Below are 21,592 nucleotides of genomic sequence, written 5' to 3'. Positions count from 1 at the left end.
GACGGCCCGGTCCGTCACTCGCCCGCCGACCGGGTGTGCACCACGCGGTAGGTGTTGGAGTCCCGCCAGATGGCCAGGGCGTCCACCTTGGCGTCGACCTTCCGGCGCTCCGCCGACCGGTCCTCGGCCGCCTGGTCGCGGAAGGCGTCATAGGCCTCCTTGCTGTCCCACTGCGCGTAGACGACGACCCACTTGCCCTCGATGCCACGGCCGCGCAGACCGCGCAGCACCGTGTGGCTGCGGTAGCCCGGGACCTTCTGGAGCCAGTCCTGGGACGCACCGAGCGTCTCGACCAGGTCGTCCTGGTGCTTCTCGGCGACGCCGTACAGGTCGATGACCGTGTAGTCCTCGCGCTCCGGCCCGATCTCGGTCGGCCCCGCGCCCGGCTTCTGCTGGGTGAAGACCGCCTCGTTCTGGAGGAGCCGGATCGCCGTGGTGATCTCCCCGAACAGCGGCAGCGTGCGGTGCTTGAACTCCTCGCCGGCGTAACGGGCCTCCAGGTCCTCGGTGGAGCGCCACTGGATGAAGTTGGCGGTGCCGAACTTGGTCTGTCCGCTGTGCACGGTGCTGGAGATCCAGCCGTCGTAGGCCGCGGCGTCGACGATCTCGCGCATCGCGGCGAGCAGGCTGTCCTGCTTCTCGGCGGAGTCGGTCGAGAACAGGTTGAGCACGGTCAGGTTCTTACCCTCGGCTGCGATCTTCGGCATTCTCTCTTCTCTTCCGGTCGATCGGTTGATGAAAGAAGCAGAACTCGAAATTCTGGGTCTTTGCGTCTTGCTTCCCGACCAGCATGACAAGGCATCAAGTCCGGTTGAAGGGCGCTCTGTTCAGGTCTGCGCGCGGATTGTCAGGTCTTTTCCCGCAGGGTCAGATCTTCGGTAGGTACGTCAGGTCTTGGACAAGTGCTCTTGGGCACTCATTGGCCCGCGCGCGATGCTCGGGTAATGAATTCCGTCACGGCAACCGCCGAAATCAGCACTCTGCTGGACCGATATCTCATCGGTCTCGACGAGGAGAAACTCGACGACGCCTGGGCGCGCGCGCTGTTCAGTGACGACGCCCGCGTGGAGTTCCCGATGGCCCGGCACGAGGGCGTGGAGGGGCTCGCCGACTGGCACCGGCAGGCACTCGACGCGTTCGCGCGCACCCAGCATCTCAACTCCCCGGCGGTCGTGGACCTCTCCGGCGACGGGCGGGCGGTGCTGCGCGCCAACCTGGTCTCCACCCACGTACACCACCCGGACACGCCCGGCGACCCGCTGTTCGTCTCCGGCACTCTCGTGCACGGGGCGGCCCGGCGCACCGAGCGGGGCTGGCGGCTGACGGAGCTGTCGTTCCGGCTGGTGTGGTCGACGGGTACGCCGCCCCGGCCGAAGGGCGGCGACCGATGACCGTCCTGGCGGCCGGGATCAAGGAGGACCAGATCGCGACCATGCTGCTCGGCATCGGCGTGATCCTGCTGGTCGGCGCCGCGCTCGGGGCGCTCGCCCGGAAGCTGGGCCAGCCCAAGGTGATCGGTGAGATCACCGCCGGCATCGTGCTCGGCCCGAGCCTGCTCGGTCTGCTCCCCGGTGATCTGACGGAACGTCTGTTCCCGGCCGACGTACGGCCGTTGCTGTCGGCGGTCGCCCAGGTCGGCCTGGTGCTGTTCATGTTCGTGGTGGGCTGGGAGTTCGAGCGGCGGCTGATACGGCCGTACGCACGGCTGGCGGCCGGCGTCTCGCTGTCGTCCATCGTGCTCGCCTTCGGGCTGGGCGTCGCCGCGGCGGTCGTGCTGTATCCGCACCACGACACGGTGGCCGGGCACCACATCTCGTTCACCGCGTTCGCCACCTTCATGGGCACCGCGATGTCGGTGACGGCGTTCCCGGTGCTGGCGCGGATCCTGACCGAGAACCGGCTGATGGACACCCGGATCGGCGCCCTGTCGCTGGCCAGCGCCGCGATCGACGACGTGCTGGCCTGGTGTCTGCTGGCGTATGTGTCGGCGCTGGTCAGCTCGGACGGCGACTACGCGGGCCTGGCCCGGATCGGGGCGCTCAGCGTCGTCTATGTCGCGCTGATGTTCCTGGTGGTGCGGCCGCTGGTGGCCCGGCTGGTGTGGCGGTGGGCCGCGATGGAGCGCTGGAGCGTGCTGCTCGCGGTGCTGTGCGCCGGGGTGTTCGCCTCGTCCTGGCTGACCTCGTGGATCGGTATCCACCAGATCTTCGGCGCGTTCCTGTTCGGCTTCATCATGCCGCGCGAGCCCAGGCGGGTGCTCGCGGCGAACCTGCGCCGGCCGCTGGACGACGTCAGCGTCGTACTGCTGCCGGTCTTCTTCATCGTCACCGGTCTCGGTGTCGACCTCGGTGCGCTGACCGGGACCGACTACCTGGCGCTGGCCCTGGTCATCTTCGTGGCCTGCGCGGGCAAGCTGCTGGGCGCGATCGCCCCGGCCCGGCTGTCCGGCCTGTCCTGGCGCGAGGCCAAGGACCTGGGCGTGCTGATGAACACCCGCGGTCTGACCGAACTCATCATCCTCAACGCCGCCGTGAGCCTCGGAGTGCTCGACGGACGGATGTTCACCATGCTGGTGATCATGGCCCTGGTGACGACGGCGATGGCGGCCCCGCTGCTGTCCCGGCGCGAGCACCTCATGGCAGGCGTGCCCGACAAGGTTCGTACACCCGTCGCGGACGCGACCGCGCCGCGCACCTGACGAAGGGGCTCAAGTGATACCCGTCCAGCCGTTGTCCCAGCACGGCCGGCATCTGCCGCAACAGCCGGTCGACGGCCGCGCGCTGCGCACCGTGTGCGGCAACTTCGCCACCGGCGTCACCGTGATCACCACCGGCGGCCCGCAGGACGGCGCCGCCACCACGGTGAACTCCTTCACGTCCGTCTCGCTGGACCCGCCGCTGGTGCTGTTCTGTCTGCACCGGCAGTCCCGGCTGCGCCCGGTGCTGCAGCGGTCCCGGGGCTTCGTGGTGAACTTCCTGACGCGCAGTCAGGAAGGACTCGCCTGGAAGTTCGCGGGCCGCGAGTCGGCCCAGCTGACGGAGGTCCCGCACCACCGCTCCACGGCCGGACTGCCGGTCCTCACCGAGGCGCTGGCCTTCCTGGAGTGCCGCCTGGCCGAGGAGTACGACGGCGGCGACCACGCCATTCTGGTCGGCGAGGTCACCGCGCTCGGCACCTCCACCGAGGAGACCGACCCGCTGGTGTTCTACAAGGGCGCGATGCGCGTCCTGGACACCGACGTCCCCGCACACAGCCGCGGTTAGGGACGGGTCTGCCATACGTATTTCAGAGCTGCTCCGACTCCGTACGTCAGCGCAGCGCCGAGGCCTGTTCGTCCGCCGCGTCGAACTCCTGCCTGGCCCGCTCGACCTTCCGCAGGTTCTCCGCGGACCACTCGGCGAGATGGGCGAAGATCGGCGCCAGGCTGCGGCCGAGTTCGCTGATCTCGTACTCGACCCGGGGCGGCACCTCGGGGTGGTACGTGCGCACCACCAGGCCGTCGCGCTCCATCTGGCGCAGCCGCTGGGTGAGCACCTTCGGCGTGATGGTGCGGATGTTGCGCTGGAGCTCGACGAACCGCTGCCGGCCGAACTCGTGCAGCGTCCACAGGATCGGTGTCGTCCAGCGGCTGAAGACGATGTCGACCACCGGGGAGACCGGACACGCCAGCTCCGAGTCGACCTTTCCGCCTTGTGTGGTGGCACTGCCCATGGCGCCGGTGCTGCCCATTCGGACCCTCCCAGGAAGTCACTTTCCTCTAGGTACCTACTTTACCCAGGATGCTAGCTTCCCGGAAGACGGTGAGTGGCCCGCCGCTCCCGGTCCCGCGCCATGTCTTTCCGTGTCCCTTCCGTCCCCTCCATTAGGAGCGACATGTCGACCCAAGAGTCGCTGCGAGTTCCCCGCCACGCCCACGAATCGGCCCCGCCGCACCGCCCGGGACTCATCCTGGCGTTCCTCTGCCTGGCCGGGTTCATGACCTTCCTCGATGTGTCGATCGTCAACGTGGCGCTGCCGACCATCGAGGACGAACTCAACATCTCCCAGACGTCGTTGCAGTACATCGTGACGACCTACGGCATGCTGCTCGGCGGCTTCCTGCTGCTGACCGGCCGGCTGGCCGACGCCTTCGGCCGCCGCCGGATGCTGCAGACCGGCCTGATCCTGTTCGCACTGGCCTCGCTGCTCGCCGGGTTCGGACAGAGCGCGGCGATGCTGATCGTGGCGCGCGGTGCCCAGGGCCTGGGTGCCGCGTTCATCGCGACGGCCGCGCTGTCCCTGCTCGCCAACAACTTCGAGGAGGGCGCCGAGCGCAACAAGGCGCTGGGTGCCTGGGGCGCGCTGAGCGGTATCGCCGCCGTCGCCGGTGTCACCCTCGGCGGTCTGCTCACCGACGGCCCCGGCTGGCGCTGGATCTTCTTCATCAACGTGCCGATCGGCCTGGTCTGCGCGCTGATCGCGCCGCGCATCGTCGGTGAGAGCCGTGCCGCGGAGCGCAGCAGCTCCTTCGACGTCGCCGGCGCCGTGACGCTGACCGCCGGTCTCGTGCTGCTGATCTTCAGCCTCGGCCAGACCGTCAGCGACGCCGACGTCCCGGTGGGCCGTGTCTACGGCGGCTTCGCCCTCTCCGCGGTCCTGCTCATCACGTTCCTGCTGATCGAGCGCCGCGCCCAGGCGCCGCTGATCCCGCTCGGCATCTTCAAGCGCAAGTCGCTGCGGGCCTCCAACGTCGTCGCCGTCCTGCTGCTCGGCACCTGCGTCACGCTGTTCTTCTTCGCCAGCCTGTTCATGCAGCAGGTCCTCAACTGGTCGGCCCTGAAGACCGGTCTGGCCTACGTCCCGCTCGCCGTGATCGTCGCGGTCGGCGCGGGTGTCGCCTCCCAGCTGGTGACCAAGATCGCCCCGAAGCCGGTGCTGATGGTCGGCCTGACGCTGACCAGCGTGGGCATGTTCCTGCTGTGGCGGGCCCCGTCCGACGCCTCCTACGCCGTGGACCTGCTGCCCGCGTTCCTGGCCTCCGGCCTCGGCCTCGGAATGTCGTTCGTGCCGGTTCAGGTCGCCGCGTTCACCGGCACCGACGAGGACGAGTCCGGTCTGTCGGCCGGTCTCATCAACACCGCGCAGGAGGTCGGCGGCGCCCTCGGTCTCGCCGTGGCCGCCACCTACGCCTTCCGTCAGGTCGAGGAGCTGACCAAGTGGGCGGACGGGGTGCCCGAGCGGGTGACCCAGGCGCGCACCGAGGTCTTCCACGACGCGTTCCTCGCGGGTGCCTGCTTCGCCGTGGCCGGGCTGCTGCTGACGCTGATCCTGCTGCCCTTCACCAAGGCATCGGACCCGCAGGCCGCCGCTCCCGCCAAGGCCTGAGCTCGGAAACCGGATCGGAAACCGGACGGCAACCCAGATCGGAAACCCTTCATGCCGACGCCACCGCGAATGTCCCCCGCGGCCGAGGACTTCCTCGCCGAGAACCAGCTGTGCACCTTCACCACGCTCCGCCCCGACGGCTCGCCCCATGTGACGCCCGTGCGTTTCACCTGGGACGGTGAGGCGGGACTGGCCCGGGTGATGACCGCGGTGACCCGGCGCAAGGCCAGGAACGTGCTGGCCGCGCCCGGCGGCCGGGCCTCCCTCTGCCAGACGGTGGGCCCCCGCTGGCTCACCCTGGAGGGCACCGCCACCGTCCATGACGACCCGATCCGGGTCCAGGAGGGCGTACGGCGGTACGCCAAGCGGTACTGGACGCCGCCGCCGGAGCCGCCGGGCCTGATCGTGATCGAGATCGAGATCGACCGGGTGATGGGCCTGATCTGAGCGGGCCCGAGACCCACCGAGGGTGCCGGAAGTCCGTCCGGCACCCTCGCTCATTTCCACCGCCTGACCGAACTGCAGAACCTCTGACGAAACTTGTCAGAGACCTGTACTTGCGGCAGTTCAGCTTCTCGCACTCCCCCGGAATACTGGAGAAAAATCCACTGGGAGAGGAAACATGAACCGTTTTCATGCCGACGTGATTGTTGCCGGGGCCGGCCCTTCCGGGCTGATGCTCGCCGGTGAACTCCGCCTGGCCGGGCTTTCGGTGGTGGTGCTCGACCGGCTGGCCGAGCCCATGCAGCAGTCCCGGGCGCTCGGGTTTTCCGCCCGCACGATCGAGGAGTTCGGGCAGCGCGGACTTCTCGATGAATTCGGTGAACTTGAGACGATACCCTTCGGGCATTTCGGTGGACTGCCCATCGACTATCAAATCATCGAGGGCGGCAATTTCGGCGTCCGGGGTGTTCCGCAGTCGCGCACCGAGGCAATTCTGTACAAGTGGGCGACCGGTCTCGGCGCCGAGATCCGCCGCGGGCACGAGGTCGTCGGCATGACCCAGGACGACGAGGGCGTCACGGTGGAGGTCGCGGGCGCCGGCGGCGCCGAGACGCTGCACGCCGCCTACCTCGTCGGCTGTGACGGCGCCCGCTCCACCGTGCGCCGCCTGGCCGGCATCGACTTCCCCGGCACCAGCGCCACCATCGAGATGCTGATGGCCGACGTCGCCACCAACGAGCTGCGTATCCGCCCGACCGGCGAGGTCGGCGAGTCCGGCATGGTCGTGGTGCTCCCGCTCGGGCCGAAGGCCACCCGCGTCGTCGTCTTCGAGCGCGGCGCCGGAGTCCGCCCGACCCAGGAGGCGCCCACCTTCCCCGAGGTCGCCGCCGCCTTCCAGCGCGTCACCGGTGAGGACATCACCGGCCACCAGCCGCTGTGGACCAGCTACTTCACCGACGCCAGCCGTCAGGCCTCCGAGTACCGCAAGGGCCGGGTCTTCCTCGCGGGCGACGCCGCCCACATCCATCTGCCCATCGGCGCCCAGGGCATCAGCGCCGGCGTCGGCGACGTGGTGAACCTCGGCTGGAAACTGGCCGCGGAGCTCAAGGGCCACGCCCCCGAGGGGCTGTTGGACACCTACCAGAGCGAGCGCCACCCGGTCGGCGGCCGCATCGTCGCCAACACCCTGGTGCAGCGCTCCCTCTACCTCGGCGGCCCCGAGATGCAGCCGCTGCGTGAGCTCTTCGGCGAGCTGGTCGGCATCGAGGCGGTCCGCCGCCATCTGGTCGGCCTGGTCACCGGCCTGGACATCACCTACGACATGGGCGAGGGCGACCACCCGCTGCTCGGCCGCCGACTGCCCGACCAGGAGCTGCTCGTCGGCGACGAGAAGACCAGCACCTACGCACTGCTCACCCGGGGCCGTCCGCTGCTGCTGAACCTGCGCGGCGGCGAGGCCCTCACCGCGGCCGCCGCCGGCTGGGCCGACCGCGTGGACGTCGTCGTCGCGTCGCGGCCCGACCCCGCCGCCCCGGCCGCCGACCTGCTGGTGCGGCCCGACGGTTATGTCGCCTGGGTCGGCACGGGGGGCTCCGCCGGGCTGGCCGAGGCTCTCCAGCGCTGGTTCGGCGGCCCTGCGGGCAGCTAGGCGCTCCGCTGGTAGTGCCGCGACGGGCCGTCGATCGTCTACCGGTTCGTCGTGGCTGGTCGCGCAGTTCCCCGCGCCCCTATGGGGCGCCAACCGGCACAGTTCGTCAGAAGAGGAGTTCCGAGTTGACCGGCAAGGCCGAGAAAGAGATGCCCACCAGGGCCGACGCAGCGAAGACGGCGGCGAAGGCCGGCGAGTGGACCGAGTGTGACGTCATCATCCTGGGCGCCGGGATCGGCGGTTCGATCACGGGCGCGATCCTGGCCCGGCAGGGCGCGAAGGTGGTGCTCGTCGACGCCGGCCAGCACCCGCGGTTCGCGGTCGGTGAGTCGCAGAACCCGCAGCTCGTGGAGTGGCTGCACATCCTCGCCGTGCGCTACGACGTCCCCGAGATCAAGCACCTGCTGGACATCAAGGCCGTCACCAAGCACATCGGCGCCCACCACGGCAGGAAGCAGAGCTTCGGCTTCGTACGGCATGTACCGGACCGGGAGCCGGACCCGCGCGAGGCGACGATGTTCGTCATCCCGAAGATGCTCACCGAGGCGTCGCACATGTTCCGCCAGGACACCGACACCTACTACTTCAACGTCGCCGCCAAGTACGGCTGCACCCTGCGCCAGAACTGGCGCGCCACCGACCTGGACTTCGACGACGACGGCGTGACGGTCACCGGCCAGAGCGGCGAGGTGTTCCGCGCGAAGTACCTCATCGACGCCAGCGGCTTCCGCTCCCCGCTCGCCCAGAAGTTCGACCTGCGCGAGAAGCCGTCGCGGATCAAGCACCACGCGCGCTCGCTGTTCACGCACTACGTCGGCATCAAGCCGTACGACGACGTGTGCAACTACCCCGAGGCGCTGCGGCCCCCGGCCGAGTCCCCGTTCCACGGCGGCACCCTGCACCATCTGATCGAGCGCGGCTGGTTCTGGATCATCCCGTTCGACAACTACGAGGACTCCCGCAACCCGATGTGCAGCGTGGGCCTCACCTTCGACGAGCGGCTGTACCCGCAGCCCAAGGACATGACGCCGGACGAGGAGTTCAACCACTACCTCGACATGTACCCGGCGGTGAAGCGCCAGTTCGAGGGCGCGCGGCGGGTGCGCGAGTGGATCTCGACGCCGGACCGGATCCAGTACTCGTCCAAGCAGACCGTCGGCGACCGCTGGTGCCTGATGTCGCACGCGGCCGGCTTCGTCGACCCGCTGTACTCGCGCGGTCTGTCCAACACCTTCGAGGTGGTGGACGCCCTGTGCTACCGGGTCCTGGAGGCGCTGCGCGACGACGACTTCTCCGCCAAGCGGTTCGAGTACGTCGAGCGGCTGGAGCAGGGGCTGCTCACGTACAACGACATGATCGTCAACAGCTCCTACATCGCGTTCTCCCACTTCCGGCTCTGGAACGCGGTGTTCCGGGTCTGGGCCTGCTTCACCACACCCGCCACCATGCGGCAGATCCAGGCCCGCCAGGAGTTCGTCCTGGACGGCGACGACCGGCACTTCCGGGAGATGGAGAACTCGCCGTACCCGGGCCTGTGGTGGCCGGACAGCCACGCCTTCAAGCACCTGCTCGACGTCACCACCGAGACCTGTGAGCGCTACGAGGCCGGTGAGATCGACGGCGACAAGGCGGCCGACATCGTCTTCCAGGCCATCAACGACTGCGAGTCGGTGAACACGCCGTTCGGCTGGAAGGACGGCGAGGACCACCGCTTCTACCGGGCCACCACCCCCACGATGATCAAGTTCATGTGGTGGGCGAGCACCAACGGCCCCAAGGAGATGCGCGACCTGGGCCGCTCGATGCTCAAGGGCGTCGCCAAGTCCGCCGTACGCGGCAAGAAGGTCTCCTGACCGCCCCCCTTGGCAGGCCCGCACAGGGCCGTGGTGCCACCCCCACGCACCGCCCCTGTGCGGGCCCATTCACCGACTTCTCTCCAACCCAACCGCTTCGACTCCGGGACACCGTGTGATCAGTCGTAGAACCCTGCTCGGCGCCGGATCCGCCGCCGCCGGCCTCGCCCTCGTACCCGCCGCTCCGGTCGCCGCCGAAGGCTCGGGGACCCCGTGGAGCCGCCTCGCGAGCAAGCTTTCGGGCAAGCTCGTGCTGCCCTCCGACCCCTACTACAGCGTCGCCCGTCAGCTGGAGCTGGGCCAGTTCGACGCGGTCAACCCGCAGGCCGTCGCCTACTGCCAGAGCCCGGCGGACGTCTCGACCTGTGTGCGCTTCGCCCAGGACTACGGCGTCCGTACGGCGGTCCGCAGCGGCGGGCACAACTACGGCGGCTGGTCCACCACCCAGGGCCTGATCATCGACGTGTCGCGGCTCAACGCCGTGACGGTCAAGAGCTCCTCGTCGGTGGAGATCGGCCCGGGCGCGCAGAACGTCAACATCCTCAACGCGCTGGCCCCGCACCACCTGGTGGTCAGCGAGGGCGGCTGCCCGACCGTGTGCGCCGGCGGCTTCCTGCAGGGCGGCGGCTTCGGCTTTCTGACCCGGTCGACGGGCATGGCCTGCGACGCGGTGACCTCCGCCCAGGTGGTGCTGGCCGACGGCCGTGTGGTGACCACCTCTCAGACGCAGTACCCGGACCTGTTCTGGGCGCTCCGCGGCGGTGGCGGCGGCAACTTCGGCATCGTCACGAAGTTCACGGTCACCCCGCACAGCGGCGACCAGATGGCCATCAGCAACCTGATCTTCCCCTACGACCGGATGGCCGACGTCCTCGACGGCGTCGCCCGCTGGCTGGTGGACGCCCCGCACACGATCGGCGGCGGCGCCTACGTCGTGCAGCCCGACGCCGCGCCCGGCTCGGTGCCGCAGGCCAACGTCTTCCTCGCCTCCCGCGGCACGCCCACCGAACTCGCCGGTGAGGCCGCCCGGTTGATCGCCCTGACCGGAGCGCCGCTCCAGCGCCAGGACGGCGTGATGACGTACCAGCAGCTCATGATGATGATCTTCGGCTGTGCCACCCTGACCGAGGACCAGTGCCAGCGCTCCGAGAAGACCCCCGCGGGCACGCTGTCCCGCCCGTCCTACGGCCTGGAGCGCACCCGCATGGGCAGTACGCCGTACGCGGCGAGCGGCTGGGCGGACGTGATGACGGCGTTCGACGCGAACCGCAGGGCGGGCCAGGCGCGTTACCTGGACTTCCACTTCTTCGGCGGCGCCGCGGGCGAGGTGTCGCGCACCGCCACGGCGTACGTCCACCGCGACTCGCTCTTCTCGGTCAACTACCGGGTCCTGATCAACGACCCGGCCCAGGTGACCGACGAGGCCAAGGCGGTGGCGAACGCCTGGGCCGACAACGGCTTCGCGACCATCGACCCGCTGTCCAACGGCGAGACCTACCAGAACTGGATGGACCCGTCCCTGAAGGACTGGAAGGCGTCGTACTACGCGGAGAACTACGCGCGGCTGACCCGGATCAAGACCAAGTACGACCCGAACCGGTTCTTCTGCTTCCCGCAGTCCATAGGCGCCGCATGAAAAACCCGTGGGGCCGCCGGACAACGGGGTCCGGCGGCCCCACGGGGCGACTGCCGTACGAGGTCAGGGCCGGCGGCCGTACCAGCCGACCAGGCGGTCGATCGCGGGGGCGTCCTCCGGGACGTCCACGACGGGGCCGAACGGCACCTGGCCGCCGCGCGGTTCACGGGGCACGGCCCGCTGCATGCCGGCCAGCGGAGCGGCGAGGACGGCGTCGTCCCACTCGGGGCTCTGGTCGGTCGCCTTGGCCAGGTCCCAGGTGTGCAGCACGAACTCATTGGTGTAGATGACCGCGGCGACGGCGCCGGGGACGGGCCCCCAGGGCAGCCCGATCTCCCGGCCCAGGACCGCGGGGTCCGACCAGACGGACCGCAGTTCCTTCGTCCCGGCGGCCCAGGCCTCGGCCCAGGCGCCGTCGGCGACGTCCTCGGCGAAGTGCGGAACGGCGAAGAACTGTCCGCCGGCGCCGATCACGGCGACCCGACGGAGCACGGAGACAAGGTGATTGGACAGTTGGCGTACCGAGTAGTCAGGACACGGCGTGGTGCGGTCGTAGTCCTCGGGCCGCACGGCGGCGAGCACGTCGCCGGCCAGGTCGACGGCCTTGAGCAGACCGTCCCGGGGGTCGGCGAGGGACGGCGTGCCAGGGGTGTTCGCAGGATTCGTCATGCCGTCGAGTCTTCCGGCCAAACAGGCCACCCTCCGGCCTCTTTTCTCTCGCCTTCTTCCACTTTTCTCGAATTCCTCGAAGTTCCTCGAAGTTCCTCGAAGTTCCTCGAAGTTCCTCGAAAGGCTGATCACTGATGCGAGCTGACCGGTTGGTGGCGGCTCTGCTGGTCCTCCAGGCGCGCGGCCGGGTGACCGCCGCGGAGCTCGCCGCCGAGCTGGAGATCTCCGAACGCACCGCGCGACGCGACCTGGAGGCCCTGATCGCCTCCGGCGTCCCCGTCTACGCCCAGCGCGGCCGGGGCGGCGGCTGGCGGCTGGTCGGCGGCGCACGCACGGACCTGACCGGGCTCACCTCGCCGGAGGTGCAGGCGCTGTTCCTGGCCGCGGGCTCGTCGGGCGCCTCCCCCGAACTGCGCTCGGCGCTGCGGAAGTTACTGCGTGCGGTGCCGGAACCGCTGCGCCCGCACGCCGAGGCGGCCTCCCGGGCCCGGATCGTCGACGAGCTGGACTGGTCCCGCACCGCCGTGGCCGCGGGCGGCCCGCACCATACGGCCCTGGAGCGCGCGGTGCTGGACGGCCGACGGGTCCGTCTCGGCTACGCCCGTCCCGGCGACGAACCGCACGAACGCACCGTGGACCCGCTCGGCCTGGTCCTCAAGGCGGGCCACTGGTACATGGTGGCCGGCACCCCGGACGGGCTGCGCTCCTTCCGGCTGGGCCGTGTCACCTCGGCCGAGCCGACCGACGAACCGGTCCGCCGTCCCGCCGACTTCGACCTGGCCGCCGCCTGGCGCTCGCTGGCCACCCGGCTGGAGGACCGTCTGCTGGCCGCGACGGTCACCGCGCACGCGGACCAGGACGCCCTGCCGCTGCTCCAGCGGCTGTTCGACGGGCGGCTGAGCATCGGCCGGCTGCTGCCGGACGGCAGACGGGAGATCGAGGCCGCCGGGCCGTCCGTGGAGGTGCTGGCCGCACAACTGGCCGGTCTGGCGGACCGCGTCGAGGTGGTGGGCCCACCCCGGGCACGCGCCCACCTGGCCCGCCTCGGCCGCGCCCTCACCGCTCGCTACGAGCAGTTCGAGGAGGCGACGGCCTCCTGACAACCCCGCACCAACCCCTACCAGCCCCATAGTCACTTTCCTCTAGGTACCTACTATACGAAGGATGCTAACGTCGCAGACATCGCACGAAAGCGCCCCAGCTCTTCCCTGATTCCACCTGTTTGTCCACGACTTTGGGAGTTCTCATGATCGTTGTCACCGGAGCCTCCGGAAACGTCGGCCGCCCGCTCGTCGAGGCGCTCGCCGCGGCCGGCGAGAAGGTCACGGCCGTGTCCCGCAATCCCCTCACCCACGACCTGCCGGAGGGAGCGCGGCATGTCCGCGCCGACCTCGCCGATCCCACCACCCTGGGCCCCGCCCTGGACGGCGCCGAGGCCCTGTTCATCCTGCTGGCCGGCGAACTGCTCGGCGGCGGCGCACCCGCCACGGAGGTCCTGGCCACCGCCAAGGAGGCCGGCGTACAGCGCGTCGTACTGCTCTCCTCACAGATCAACGGCACCCGCCCGGACGCCCTTTCGCACGGCCGGCTGCGGGAGTTCGAGGAGGCCGTACGCACTTCGGGCCTGGACTGGACGATCCTGCGCCCGGGCGGCTTCGCCTCCAACGCCTACGCCTGGATCGAGACCGTCCGCACCCAGCGCACGGTGATCGCCCCGTTCGCCGACGTGGCGCTGCCCGTCGTGGACCCGGCGGACATCTCCGCGGTCGCCGCCGTCGTCCTGCGCGACGAGGGCCACTCCGGGCAGACGTACGAGCTGACCGGCCCGGCCGCCGTCACCCCGCGCGAGCAGGCCGCCGCGCTCGCCGAGGCCATCGGCGAGGAGGTGGGCTTCGTGGAGCTGACCCGTGAGCAGGCCCGCGAGCACATGGCGCGGTTCATGCCCGAGCCGGTGATCGACGGCACCCTCGACATCCTCGGCGAACCGCTCCCCGCCGAGCAGCGCGTCAGCTCCGACACCGAGCGCGTCCTGGGCCGCCCGGCCGGCTCCTTCGCCGGATGGGCACAGCGCAACGTGCACGCCTTCAAGTGACGCCCAGGGCCTGTCCGGCGGATCGGGCGACATCGACAACGGCCGCTGACGCGCGTGCCGGAGCCCGCGCCGCCGACATGATCCGCCGAACAGTCCCTGCCCCCCCCGAGCAGCCGCGGCGCCTGCGTGTGACGCCCGCCGCGGCCCCGGCACCGCCCCGGATCCGGAATCCCCCGTACGGGTCCGGGGCGGGCCATCCCCACAAGGCCGGCGCAGGGCCGGACGACACAAGGCCGAACGACGCAGGGAGACCTCCATGGAAGCCGCGCCCACGGAATTCACGGCCCTGGAAGCCACCGCCATGGAAGCCGCGGCCACGGATGCCGCGACAGCCACGGCGACACTGCTCCACCTCGCCCGTCAGGCGCCCCCGGCCGACCCCGAGCAGTTGGCGGACCGGCTGGACGCGACCGCCGCCCAGCTCGGCGCGACCCTCACCCACCTGACGGCCCTGTGCACGACCCTCCGCGACGCGACACCACTCAGCTTCCACCACCGCCAACTGGCGCTCTGCGCAGACCACTTGACCCGGGCGACGGCGACCTGGAACCAACTCCGGGCCGACCGCACCTGCCCCGGCGTCATGTGACCGTCCGCCACGGCACCCTCCGCCTCAGCCCAGCCCCCAGGCCCGCCCCATCCGGTACGCCGCGCACAGGTTCACGTCGAGCAGATACGCCCCGGCACTCCCGCACTCCTCACTCCCGCTCCCCGGATCGACCGGCTGCCCGTGCCCCATCCCGGTGACGCTGTACGTCTCCACGACCGCACGCCCGCCCGAGTCCCGGAAGACCTGATGCGGGTACCCGGCAACGCTGTCGCTCACGTCGGCCACCTGATCGGCCCCCTGCACATCGGTCCACTGCCTCATCAGGTCGGTCATGTTGACGGGCTTCACGGTGTGGTCGGCGGTGCCCTGGAAGGCGACCAGCGTGGGCCAGGGCCCGGAGTACCCCGGCCGGGCGGCCCGCACCCGGTCCCCCCACTGCGCCGGGGTCTGCGTGGCCCCGACGTACATGCACACATACGGCGACCCGGCGGCCTGCGCACACCCGTAGGACAGCCCGGCGACGACGCCGCCCGCCGCGAACCTCTCCGGGTACGCCGCCATCATCACGGCCGCCATCCCGCCCCCGGCGGACAGCCCGGTCACATACACCCGCGCCCCGTCCCCCGAGACGTCGGCAAGCTGCCGGTCCACCATCTGCGCGATCGACGCGGCCTCACCCTGACCGCGCGCGATGTCCCCGCTCTGGAACCAGTTGAAGCAGGACGAGCCGTTGTTGGCGGCCTGCTGCTGCGGCAGCACCAGGGAGAAGCCCCAGCGATCGGCAAGCTGCGTCCACCCACTGCCGGTGCCGTATCCGGAGGCGTTCTGCGTGCACCCGTGCAGCACGACGACCACGGGCCGCCCGGCGGGCAGCCCCTCGGGGACGTACCGGAACATGCGCAGGGCACCGGGATTGGTCCCGAACCCGGTGACCTCCTGAAGAGAGGCGGCCGCGGCCCGACCGGGCGTGAGGAAGGCGGCGATCAGGGCGCCGAGGAGGGCCACCAGGACGGGGATACGACGACTTGCGGCTCTGGCCCTTGCGTTGGTCTGTGCGTTGGTCTGTGTCATGCGGAGGGACCGTAGAAGCCTGAACGACCCCGCGATATGGGGCGGGACCCCACAACGGGAGCATCGCCTGTGTCGTACGAGTGGCTCTCGCCGGTGCGCAGGAGTGGGCTCCTCCTGGCAGGAGGAGCCCACTTCGGGGGTGTGCGAGGGGCTGTTGCGAGGGCCTATTCCGTGCGCAGGCCTTCCGGGCGCATCATCCGCAGCAACGGCGGCAGGCTGAGCAGCGTGACCACGCCGACCACGGCCGCGCCCACACCGGTCATGGTCAGGACGCTCGCCCAGTCCATGGCCACCGGTGTACGGGTCATCTTCAGCAGCACCGAGCCGAGGGTGACACCCACCGTGGTGGCCAGTACGAGGCCGAGTCCGACCGGGAGGGCCGTCTGCCACAGCACCGACAGGCTCAGCGTGCGGCGCCGGGTGCCGAAGGCGACCAGCGCGGAGAGCAGCTTCCTGCGCTCGCGCAGCTGCTCCAGCTGGGAGACCAGCAGACTCGCGCCGATCAGTGCCAGCACGAAGGCGGAGCCGACGAACAGGCCGGTGCGGATGGAGGTGTACTTCTTGTTCTCCTGGGTCGCCGACCAGCTGTAGGCGTGTGCCAGGGGGTCGATCCGGGCGACGGTGTTGCGTGCGTATTCCCGCGAGTCGGGCACCGACGGGTCCAGACGCAGGTAGACCCCCTCCGAGAACAACGCGGGCGCGGCCTTGGCGGGCAGGGCGGCGGGGGTGACCAGCAGACCGTTGTAGTCCTGCAGTGAGTCCTTGCGCGCCTCCACGACCCGCACGTTCGCCGGAACGGTCCAGGGTGCCTCGATGCCGCGTTCGGTGGTGTCGCCGCCGTACGACGGGTCGATGAAGAGCTGCCGACCGGGCTTCACCAGGGCGATCTCGTCGGCGTTGCTGGGGGAGCCGTAGTGGCTCCTCGTCCGCGTGACGAACACGTCGCCGTCCTCGCAGGAGGGAAGCGTGGCGAGTTCGCGCAGAGCCGTGCAGTCGGCCACGGTCAGGCCGTTGCTCTTCTCCGGGTCGCGACGCGCGTCCCCGTACTGCAGGTTGGCCAGGTTCACCGCGGCCCGTATCCCCTTGGTGCCGGTGAATTCACGCTCGACCCCGGACAGCGGCTTGCGATCGCTGAACTCGATCTGCATCTGGACCCGGCCGGGGTCCTCGCCGGTGGCCTTGGTGTACTGGCTCTGCGTTCCCGTGAACAGCATCTGCAGGGCGATCGCTCCGGCCACGGCGACGGCGATGCCGTTGACCATGCGTGCGGCGGTTCCGCTGCTCAGCTGCAGCCGCCGTACCGCGAGCTGCCAGGACAGCGCGCCCTTGCCGAGGCGCACGACGACCGCCTCCACGACCCAGGGGAGCAGCGCGGTGATGCCGATCAGCAGCAACAGCACGCCGCCGATGACGAGGTACTGGTTGAACTCGCCGTTCCCCCGGCCCTTGCCGATCATCGGGTAGAGCATCGCGAGGCCGGCCAGCGGCGGCAGCAGCCGCCACCACAGCCGGCGGCGGCGCTGCCTGGCCGCGCGCACGACGCCGAGCGGCTCCACCACCACGCCGCGCATCGCGAGCAGCGTGACGAGTACGGCGGCGACCGGGACCGCCACCGCGACCAGCGCGGCGAGCGCGGGAGAGGGATCGAGGTAGCTGGGCCAGACGCTCACGCCCAGCACCTCGGTGGAGCCCAGCGTCTGACGGCCGAGGAGGAAGAAGCCGGTGCCGACGACCACGCCGAGCACGGCTCCGGCGAGTGCCTCGCCCGCCGCGATCCGCCGGGTCATGTGGCTGTCCGAGCCGACCAGGCGCAGCGCGGCCAGCCGACGGTCGCGGCGCTCGCCGCCGAAGCGGACGGCGGCGGCGATGAACACGGCGACCGGGGTCAGCAGCACCACGAACACGACCAGGACCATGAGCAGCAGCACCGGGTCGGTCTTCTCGGGTGTCGCGTCCGGCTTGCCGTACTCGGTCAGCCGGTGCACCGCGGAGAAGTCCGTGACCTTCAGCCCCGAAGCGCCCGCGTAGTAGGCCAGTTCGTGGGAGCCGATGAGTCCGCTCTCGCCGATCGTGCCGATGGTCCTGTAGGGCAGCCGCTCGCGCAGCAGCTCGGCGCCGTCCGAGGCGAGCAGGTCCCGCAGCGCGGGGGACACCACCATCTCGCCCTTGCCCGGGAAGCTGTCGACCCCCGGGGGCAGCGGCGCCCGCTTGCCCTCGGGCTCGACGAGCCGGCCGCGGATGTCGTCGTCGTGCCAGGTGGTGTCGGTGTCGGCGATCAGGAAGGTGTTGTCGGCCTTCGGCGGGGCCTCGTCGGAGTACGCGTAGTCGAAGCGGGCGTCCTCCACCTCGGAGCGGGCGGCGAACACGTTGGGCAGGGCGGTGCACAGCAGGAGCAGTGCCACGCCGAGGCCGACGCCGACGGCGGTGAGCGTCATCCGGACCCAGCCCTCGCGTCCGCCGGTGACGGCGAAGCGGGCGCCCACGGCCAGGTCCCTGGCCCACTGGCGGGGTCTCATACGGCGCGCTCCATGTCGCGGGACTTGCCGTCGCGGACGACGACCTCGCGGTCGGAGTAGGCGGCCACGCGTGCCTCGTGGGTGACGAGGACGACGGCGGCGTTGGTCGAGCGGGCCGCTTCGGTCAGCAGTCCCATCACGCGTTCGCCGTTGAAGGAGTCGAGCGCGCCGGTGGGTTCGTCGGCGAACAGCAGGCGCGGTCCGGTGACCAGCGCGCGGGCCACGGCGACGCGCTGGCCCTGGCCGCCGGAGACCTCGCCGGGACGCTTGGCCTTGAGGTCGTCGACCTCCAGGCGCTCCATCCAGCCGAGCGCGGACCGCTCGGCGTCCTTGCGGGAGGAGCCGTTCAACCGCAGCGGCAGGGCGACGTTCTCCACACAGGTCAGCTCGGGCACCAGCTGACCGAACTGGAACACGAACCCGAAGTCGGAGCGGCGCAGCGCGCTGCGCTGGGCATCGCTCATCTCCGTCAGTTCACGCCCGTTGTAGGTGATCGACCCGGAGTCGGGCGGCACGATCCCCGCGAGGCAGTGCAGCAGCGTGGACTTGCCGGAGCCGGAGGGGCCCATGACGGCGACGACCTCGCCCGGATGGATGGAGAACTCGGCGCCGTCCAGCGCATGGGTCGGGCCGTACGCCTTGCGCAGGTCGTGCGCGGTGAGCAGTGAACCGGGGGGAGAAGTCGTCATCGGGTCACAGCCTCACGGAGTTTGTCGAGTCGGGCGCCGGTCAGCTCCAGCCAGCGCAGGTCGGCTTCCAGGTGGAACAGGGCGTTGTCGCAGATCAGCTGATCCGCCAGATCGCCCTTGCGCTTGCGGTCGGTGAGGATCCGCATGCTGCGCAGATGCTCGGAGCGCTGGATGTCGAGGATCTCGGCGGCGTCGCGCCGGGTGAGCAGGGCGAGGAGAACCTTGGTGTAGAGGGTCGACTGGAGGTATGCCTCCGGCTTCTGCGGGGTCGCCAGCCACCGCTGTACGTCGGTGATGCCGGCCTCGGTGATCGCGTAGCGCTTGCGCTCGGGACCGTCGCCCGCCTCGATCCCGTCGACCTCGACGAGACCGTTCTTCAGCAGCCGGGACATCGTCGAGTAGACCTGGCCGTAGTGCAGCGGCCGGTCGTGACCGAACGTCTCGTCGAAGGCCCGCTTGAGGTCGTAGCCGTGGCGCGGGCCGGCCTCCAGGAGCCCTAGAAGGGTGTGACCGATGGACATGACCCGCACTCTACACGCCGTGTATACGCGGTGTGTATACACCGAGCGTGCTGGTTGTGGCGGGATGTACGACAGCGCGGGTGACAGAGCCGGGATGCCGATCGTGACGGTACGGAAACAGGCGGACGCGGCGCCGTGGCAACGGTCATGGGCCGGCGGGGCGTCACCTGCTTGCCTGCTCCCGGACCCGTCGACTCCTACGGCGTGACCGTCGGCCGCGGCGGAGCCCCGGCGTCCCCCCGGACCGACTCGTCCTTCACCCAAGCCCCGACACCGAGCTTCCCCGTCGTCCCGAGGTCGAGCTCCGGCACCACCGTCACCGGGCCGGCACCGGACTTCGCCCACACACGGAGGTACGGTGCGTCGACCGGTTCACCGAAGGTCGTCGTGTTCCGCCACGCCAGCGTGGCCTGCGCGGCCTCCCCCGGCTGCAACACGACGGGCTGCGGGCTGCCGGCGCCGCCGAGGCCGGTGCTGATCCGGTCCGTCCCCTGGAGGATCCGCACTCCGTCGACGGAGTCGTGCTCCTCGTCGAGGGGTTCGAGCTTCGGGTAGCCGTCGAGCCGGTAGGGGCGGGTGCCGCAGTTGACGAGATGGAGGCCGACGGCACGCAGCCCCATGGCGGCGTCCCCGTCGTCCGCGTAGAGGTGGAACCCCGACGCGGGGCACGGCCCCGAGGCGGACGACGCCTCGTCGGCGGGCACGCTGCGCACCTTCTCCACCTTGACGTTCGCCACGTCCGACGCGTCCCCCATCGAGGCCCCCAGCCCGGCGGTCCCCTTGACGGTCCGCCCCGGCCCGACCGCGGCGACGGTCCGCTCCACATGGTCGACGATGGTTCCGGACGCGGAGAAGAACCCGAGCGTGACGGTGTAGGCGGCCTTCTCCGTCCCGCTGTTGGTGACCTCGAAGTCGGCCGAGAAATCGGCCCCGCAGCCGCTTCCGCTCCCCCAGGCGTACAGCCCGGTGACCTTCACGTCGCCCCCGGTCGTCCCGTCGGACGAGGGCAGGGCAAGCGGCGTCGGTGTACCGGAGGCACGGCTGCCGTTCTGAGCGAACTCCGACGGACACAACGCCTCGGCACGGACCCGCCCGTCACCGCCCGGCGCGGCGCTCTCGGAACCGCAGGCGGCGAGCAGCAGAACACCGGCGAGGACGGCCGGAACAGCGGAAACGGCGGAAGCGGTACGCAGGTTGGCAGGCATCACAGATCATTCTGGATGAACTGATCGACCAGGGACACATGGAACTCGCCATATCCGAGCCGCTCCCCGAGCGCCTGGTAGCGGCCGTACTGCTCCTTGGTCAGAGGCATCCACAGCGCGAGCAACACCCGCAGGAACAGCCGGAAACCGAGATCGGGATCCGCCAGGGCGACGACCTGCTCCAGCGCCCGCGCCGCGTCGGCACCCGGCACGCCCTGCCAGTGCGGCTGAATGGTCCTGGACGCGAACTCTGCCTCCAGGTCCCGCAGTTCACGCAGCACCTCGTCCGCGAGGTCCGCCCGCACCGGCGCCGGGCCGGGCCGGTAGTCGGGCGCGGTCTCCCGCAGCCGTTCCCGGCAGACCTCGGCGATCCGCTCCAGCCACTGCCGTACGTCGAGGTCGAAACGCTCGGGCCGGTAGCCGCAGTCGCTCGCGGCCAGCCAGAGAGTGGCGAGCGTGTCGGTGGACAGGGGCGAGGCCAGCAGCCGCGTCACGTCCTCCAGCAGGACGGCGGCCGCCATGCCCGGCGGCTCCCGGACGTCGTCGCCGGCGGCCGTCTCACGGAGGACCTCGTCCGCCGCGCCGTCGCACCAGTGCGCGAACCGCCCGGCGAGCTCCGAGAGCCCGAAGTCCCAGTCGCTGTCGCGGCGGGCCGGGTCGACGGGCGGCCAGTCGACGTGCAGTCCGTCGGACACGACCGAGAAGCAGTACTCGAAGGGCTCGCTGAGCTCGATGAACCGCTCGTAGCGCGCCTTGTCGACCCGCACGGAGTGCGCCTTCAGGATCCGCAGCAGCAGCCGGAAGCCGAGATCCGCGCCCGCCTCGGCGACGGCCCGCCGCAGCACCGGGACGATCTCCGGCAACGGGACGGCCCGCACCAGGTCGCCCTCCACCGCCGCGATCTCGGCGAGTACGGCGTCCCGCATCTCCGCCTCCACCAGCACGGGCCGACGCGGTCCGACGAACATGGTGCTCCGGTACTTGACGAACTGTTTGGGAGGCTTCGGCGGCAGCGCCGGAAACGCCTCCGACCAGCCACCCAGCCAGGACCGCACGGTCGTGCCCCGAGCGGCCGGATCGAACCGCGCCCCGTCGGCGGCCAGCCACAACGTACGGATCATGTCCTCCGACAGGGACGACAGCAGCAGGCTCCGGGCGTCTTCCCCGACCTGCTCGTCCCCCGCCACATCGCCCCCGGCCAGGGGCGGGGCGTCCCCTGACCTCCCGGCGAGACCACTGAGCCCGAAGTCGTCGTCGTACATCACGTAGTACGGCTCATCCGGCTGCGTCATCGTCCCCACCCTCATCCCCCGTGTTTCACGTTTCCGGCATGA

At 70.5% G+C, this 21,592-nt stretch carries 20 protein-coding genes; 11 read left to right on the top strand and 9 right to left on the bottom strand.

All coding sequences use genetic code 11. From position 1 onward, the window contains the following. Positions 1-14: 14 nt before the first annotated feature. Positions 15-707: an antibiotic biosynthesis monooxygenase family protein gene (locus POF73_RS38305; RefSeq protein WP_272123942.1), complete on the bottom strand. Its 693-nt coding sequence runs from the start codon at positions 705-707 to the stop codon at positions 15-17. A gap of 237 nt (positions 708-944) precedes the next feature. Between POF73_RS38305 and POF73_RS38300 the strand changes: the two genes are divergently transcribed. Genes POF73_RS38300 through POF73_RS38290 form a run of 3 tightly spaced genes read left to right on the top strand, consistent with a single transcriptional unit; the run spans position 945 to position 3,263 of the window. Then, on the top strand, positions 945-1,391 hold the full coding sequence (locus tag POF73_RS38300) for a nuclear transport factor 2 family protein (RefSeq protein ID WP_272123941.1): 447 nt from the start codon (positions 945-947) through the stop codon (positions 1,389-1,391). Continuing rightward, positions 1,388-2,698, top strand: coding sequence for a cation:proton antiporter domain-containing protein (locus tag POF73_RS38295; RefSeq protein WP_272123940.1), 1,311 nt, complete (start codon positions 1,388-1,390; stop codon positions 2,696-2,698). Before POF73_RS38300 ends, POF73_RS38295 begins: the two co-directional genes overlap by 4 nt. Before the next feature lie 13 nt (positions 2,699-2,711). Continuing rightward, on the top strand, positions 2,712-3,263 hold the full coding sequence (locus tag POF73_RS38290) for a flavin reductase family protein (protein WP_272123939.1): 552 nt from the start codon (positions 2,712-2,714) through the stop codon (positions 3,261-3,263). Positions 3,264-3,309: 46 nt separating this feature from the next. Here the strand turns inward: POF73_RS38290 and POF73_RS38285 are convergent, their stop codons facing one another. Beyond that, complete coding sequence (locus POF73_RS38285; protein ID WP_272123938.1) at positions 3,310-3,729, bottom strand: winged helix-turn-helix transcriptional regulator; 420 nt, start codon at positions 3,727-3,729, stop codon at positions 3,310-3,312. A gap of 144 nt (positions 3,730-3,873) precedes the next feature. On the opposite strand from POF73_RS38285, the gene POF73_RS38280 reads away from it, so the two are divergent. The 5 genes from POF73_RS38280 to POF73_RS38260 all read left to right on the top strand — a co-directional run bounded on the left by POF73_RS38280 (position 3,874) and on the right by POF73_RS38260 (position 10,945). Next, entirely contained in the window at positions 3,874-5,364 is a 1,491-nt protein-coding gene (locus tag POF73_RS38280; protein WP_272123937.1) for an MFS transporter, read from the top strand. Between the two features lie 69 nt (positions 5,365-5,433). Then, complete coding sequence (locus POF73_RS38275; protein WP_272123936.1) at positions 5,434-5,811, top strand: pyridoxamine 5'-phosphate oxidase family protein; 378 nt, start codon at positions 5,434-5,436, stop codon at positions 5,809-5,811. A gap of 175 nt (positions 5,812-5,986) precedes the next feature. Then, on the top strand, positions 5,987-7,456 hold the full coding sequence (locus POF73_RS38270) for an FAD-dependent monooxygenase (RefSeq protein ID WP_272123935.1): 1,470 nt from the start codon (positions 5,987-5,989) through the stop codon (positions 7,454-7,456). Positions 7,457-7,581: 125 nt separating this feature from the next. Beyond that, a complete protein-coding gene (locus tag POF73_RS38265; RefSeq protein WP_334313650.1) occupies positions 7,582-9,309 on the top strand; it encodes an NAD(P)/FAD-dependent oxidoreductase in 1,728 nt (575 codons plus the stop codon). A gap of 115 nt (positions 9,310-9,424) precedes the next feature. Next, the gene (locus POF73_RS38260; RefSeq protein ID WP_272123934.1) at positions 9,425-10,945 is read left to right on the top strand and encodes an FAD-binding oxidoreductase; all 1,521 of its coding nucleotides are present in this window, start codon (positions 9,425-9,427) and stop codon (positions 10,943-10,945) included. Positions 10,946-11,008: 63 nt separating this feature from the next. Here POF73_RS38260 and POF73_RS38255 read toward each other — a convergent pair whose 3' ends face one another. Then, positions 11,009-11,614, bottom strand: a complete 606-nt coding sequence (locus POF73_RS38255) for a TIGR03086 family metal-binding protein (protein ID WP_272123933.1) — start codon at positions 11,612-11,614, stop codon at positions 11,009-11,011. Between the two features lie 134 nt (positions 11,615-11,748). Here POF73_RS38255 and POF73_RS38250 point away from each other — a divergent pair, with 134 nt between their 5' ends. The 3 genes from POF73_RS38250 (at position 11,749) to POF73_RS38240 (ending at position 14,295) form a co-directional block, all read left to right on the top strand. Continuing rightward, positions 11,749-12,714 (top strand): helix-turn-helix transcriptional regulator, encoded by a 966-nt coding sequence (locus tag POF73_RS38250; RefSeq protein WP_272123932.1) that lies wholly within the window; start codon positions 11,749-11,751, stop codon positions 12,712-12,714. Between the two features lie 146 nt (positions 12,715-12,860). After that, a complete protein-coding gene (locus tag POF73_RS38245; RefSeq protein WP_272123931.1) occupies positions 12,861-13,706 on the top strand; it encodes an SDR family oxidoreductase in 846 nt (281 codons plus the stop codon). A gap of 256 nt (positions 13,707-13,962) precedes the next feature. After that, on the top strand, positions 13,963-14,295 hold the full coding sequence (locus POF73_RS38240) for a hypothetical protein (RefSeq protein WP_272123930.1): 333 nt from the start codon (positions 13,963-13,965) through the stop codon (positions 14,293-14,295). 24 nt (positions 14,296-14,319) lie between these two features. On the opposite strand, the gene POF73_RS38235 is transcribed toward POF73_RS38240, so the two are convergent. From POF73_RS38235 to POF73_RS38210, 6 genes are all read right to left on the bottom strand, one after another. After that, positions 14,320-15,327 carry an extracellular catalytic domain type 1 short-chain-length polyhydroxyalkanoate depolymerase gene (locus POF73_RS38235; protein WP_272123929.1) on the bottom strand — a complete coding sequence of 336 codons (1,008 nt, stop codon included), beginning with the start codon at positions 15,325-15,327 and terminating at the stop codon, positions 14,320-14,322. A 164-nt stretch (positions 15,328-15,491) separates the two neighbouring features. Further along, the gene (locus tag POF73_RS38230; RefSeq protein WP_272123928.1) at positions 15,492-17,843 is read right to left on the bottom strand and encodes an ABC transporter permease; all 2,352 of its coding nucleotides are present in this window, start codon (positions 17,841-17,843) and stop codon (positions 15,492-15,494) included. Further along, complete coding sequence (locus POF73_RS38225; RefSeq protein ID WP_272123927.1) at positions 17,840-18,532, bottom strand: ABC transporter ATP-binding protein; 693 nt, start codon at positions 18,530-18,532, stop codon at positions 17,840-17,842. The genes POF73_RS38230 and POF73_RS38225 overlap by 4 nt, the downstream gene beginning before the upstream one ends. After that, complete coding sequence (locus tag POF73_RS38220) at positions 18,529-19,053, bottom strand: PadR family transcriptional regulator (RefSeq protein ID WP_272123926.1); 525 nt, start codon at positions 19,051-19,053, stop codon at positions 18,529-18,531. The genes POF73_RS38225 and POF73_RS38220 overlap by 4 nt, the downstream gene beginning before the upstream one ends. Positions 19,054-19,250: 197 nt before the next feature. Further along, positions 19,251-20,258: a DUF4232 domain-containing protein gene (locus tag POF73_RS38215; protein WP_272123925.1), complete on the bottom strand. Its 1,008-nt coding sequence runs from the start codon at positions 20,256-20,258 to the stop codon at positions 19,251-19,253. Continuing rightward, a complete protein-coding gene (locus POF73_RS38210; protein ID WP_272123923.1) occupies positions 20,258-21,550 on the bottom strand; it encodes a contact-dependent growth inhibition system immunity protein in 1,293 nt (430 codons plus the stop codon). The genes POF73_RS38215 and POF73_RS38210 overlap by 1 nt, the downstream gene beginning before the upstream one ends. Positions 21,551-21,592 lie beyond the last annotated feature (42 nt).

This window comes from Streptomyces sp. HD (assembly GCF_028369295.1).
Taxonomy (GTDB): Bacteria; Actinomycetota; Actinomycetes; order Streptomycetales; family Streptomycetaceae; genus Streptomyces.
The sequence above is the reverse complement of the archived record's forward strand: the minus strand, read 5'-3'. Positions and strand labels throughout refer to the sequence as shown.

Coding starts and splice junctions, on each gene's coding strand:
- POF73_RS38305 (WP_272123942.1), bottom strand. CDS start 707: ATGCCGAAGATCGCAGCCGAGGGTAAGAACCTGACCGTGCTCAACCTG.
- POF73_RS38300 (WP_272123941.1), top strand. CDS start 945: ATGAATTCCGTCACGGCAACCGCCGAAATCAGCACTCTGCTGGACCGA.
- POF73_RS38295 (WP_272123940.1), top strand. CDS start 1,388: ATGACCGTCCTGGCGGCCGGGATCAAGGAGGACCAGATCGCGACCATG.
- POF73_RS38285 (WP_272123938.1), bottom strand. CDS start 3,729: ATGGGCAGCACCGGCGCCATGGGCAGTGCCACCACACAAGGCGGAAAG.
- POF73_RS38280 (WP_272123937.1), top strand. CDS start 3,874: ATGTCGACCCAAGAGTCGCTGCGAGTTCCCCGCCACGCCCACGAATCG.
- POF73_RS38275 (WP_272123936.1), top strand. CDS start 5,434: ATGTCCCCCGCGGCCGAGGACTTCCTCGCCGAGAACCAGCTGTGCACC.
- POF73_RS38270 (WP_272123935.1), top strand. CDS start 5,987: ATGAACCGTTTTCATGCCGACGTGATTGTTGCCGGGGCCGGCCCTTCC.
- POF73_RS38255 (WP_272123933.1), bottom strand. CDS start 11,614: ATGACGAATCCTGCGAACACCCCTGGCACGCCGTCCCTCGCCGACCCC.
- POF73_RS38250 (WP_272123932.1), top strand. CDS start 11,749: ATGCGAGCTGACCGGTTGGTGGCGGCTCTGCTGGTCCTCCAGGCGCGC.
- POF73_RS38245 (WP_272123931.1), top strand. CDS start 12,861: ATGATCGTTGTCACCGGAGCCTCCGGAAACGTCGGCCGCCCGCTCGTC.
- POF73_RS38240 (WP_272123930.1), top strand. CDS start 13,963: ATGGAAGCCGCGCCCACGGAATTCACGGCCCTGGAAGCCACCGCCATG.
- POF73_RS38235 (WP_272123929.1), bottom strand. CDS start 15,327: ATGACACAGACCAACGCACAGACCAACGCAAGGGCCAGAGCCGCAAGT.
- POF73_RS38230 (WP_272123928.1), bottom strand. CDS start 17,843: ATGAGACCCCGCCAGTGGGCCAGGGACCTGGCCGTGGGCGCCCGCTTC.
- POF73_RS38225 (WP_272123927.1), bottom strand. CDS start 18,532: ATGACGACTTCTCCCCCCGGTTCACTGCTCACCGCGCACGACCTGCGC.
- POF73_RS38220 (WP_272123926.1), bottom strand. CDS start 19,053: ATGTCCATCGGTCACACCCTTCTAGGGCTCCTGGAGGCCGGCCCGCGC.
- POF73_RS38215 (WP_272123925.1), bottom strand. CDS start 20,258: ATGCCTGCCAACCTGCGTACCGCTTCCGCCGTTTCCGCTGTTCCGGCC.
- POF73_RS38210 (WP_272123923.1), bottom strand. CDS start 21,550: ATGACGCAGCCGGATGAGCCGTACTACGTGATGTACGACGACGACTTC.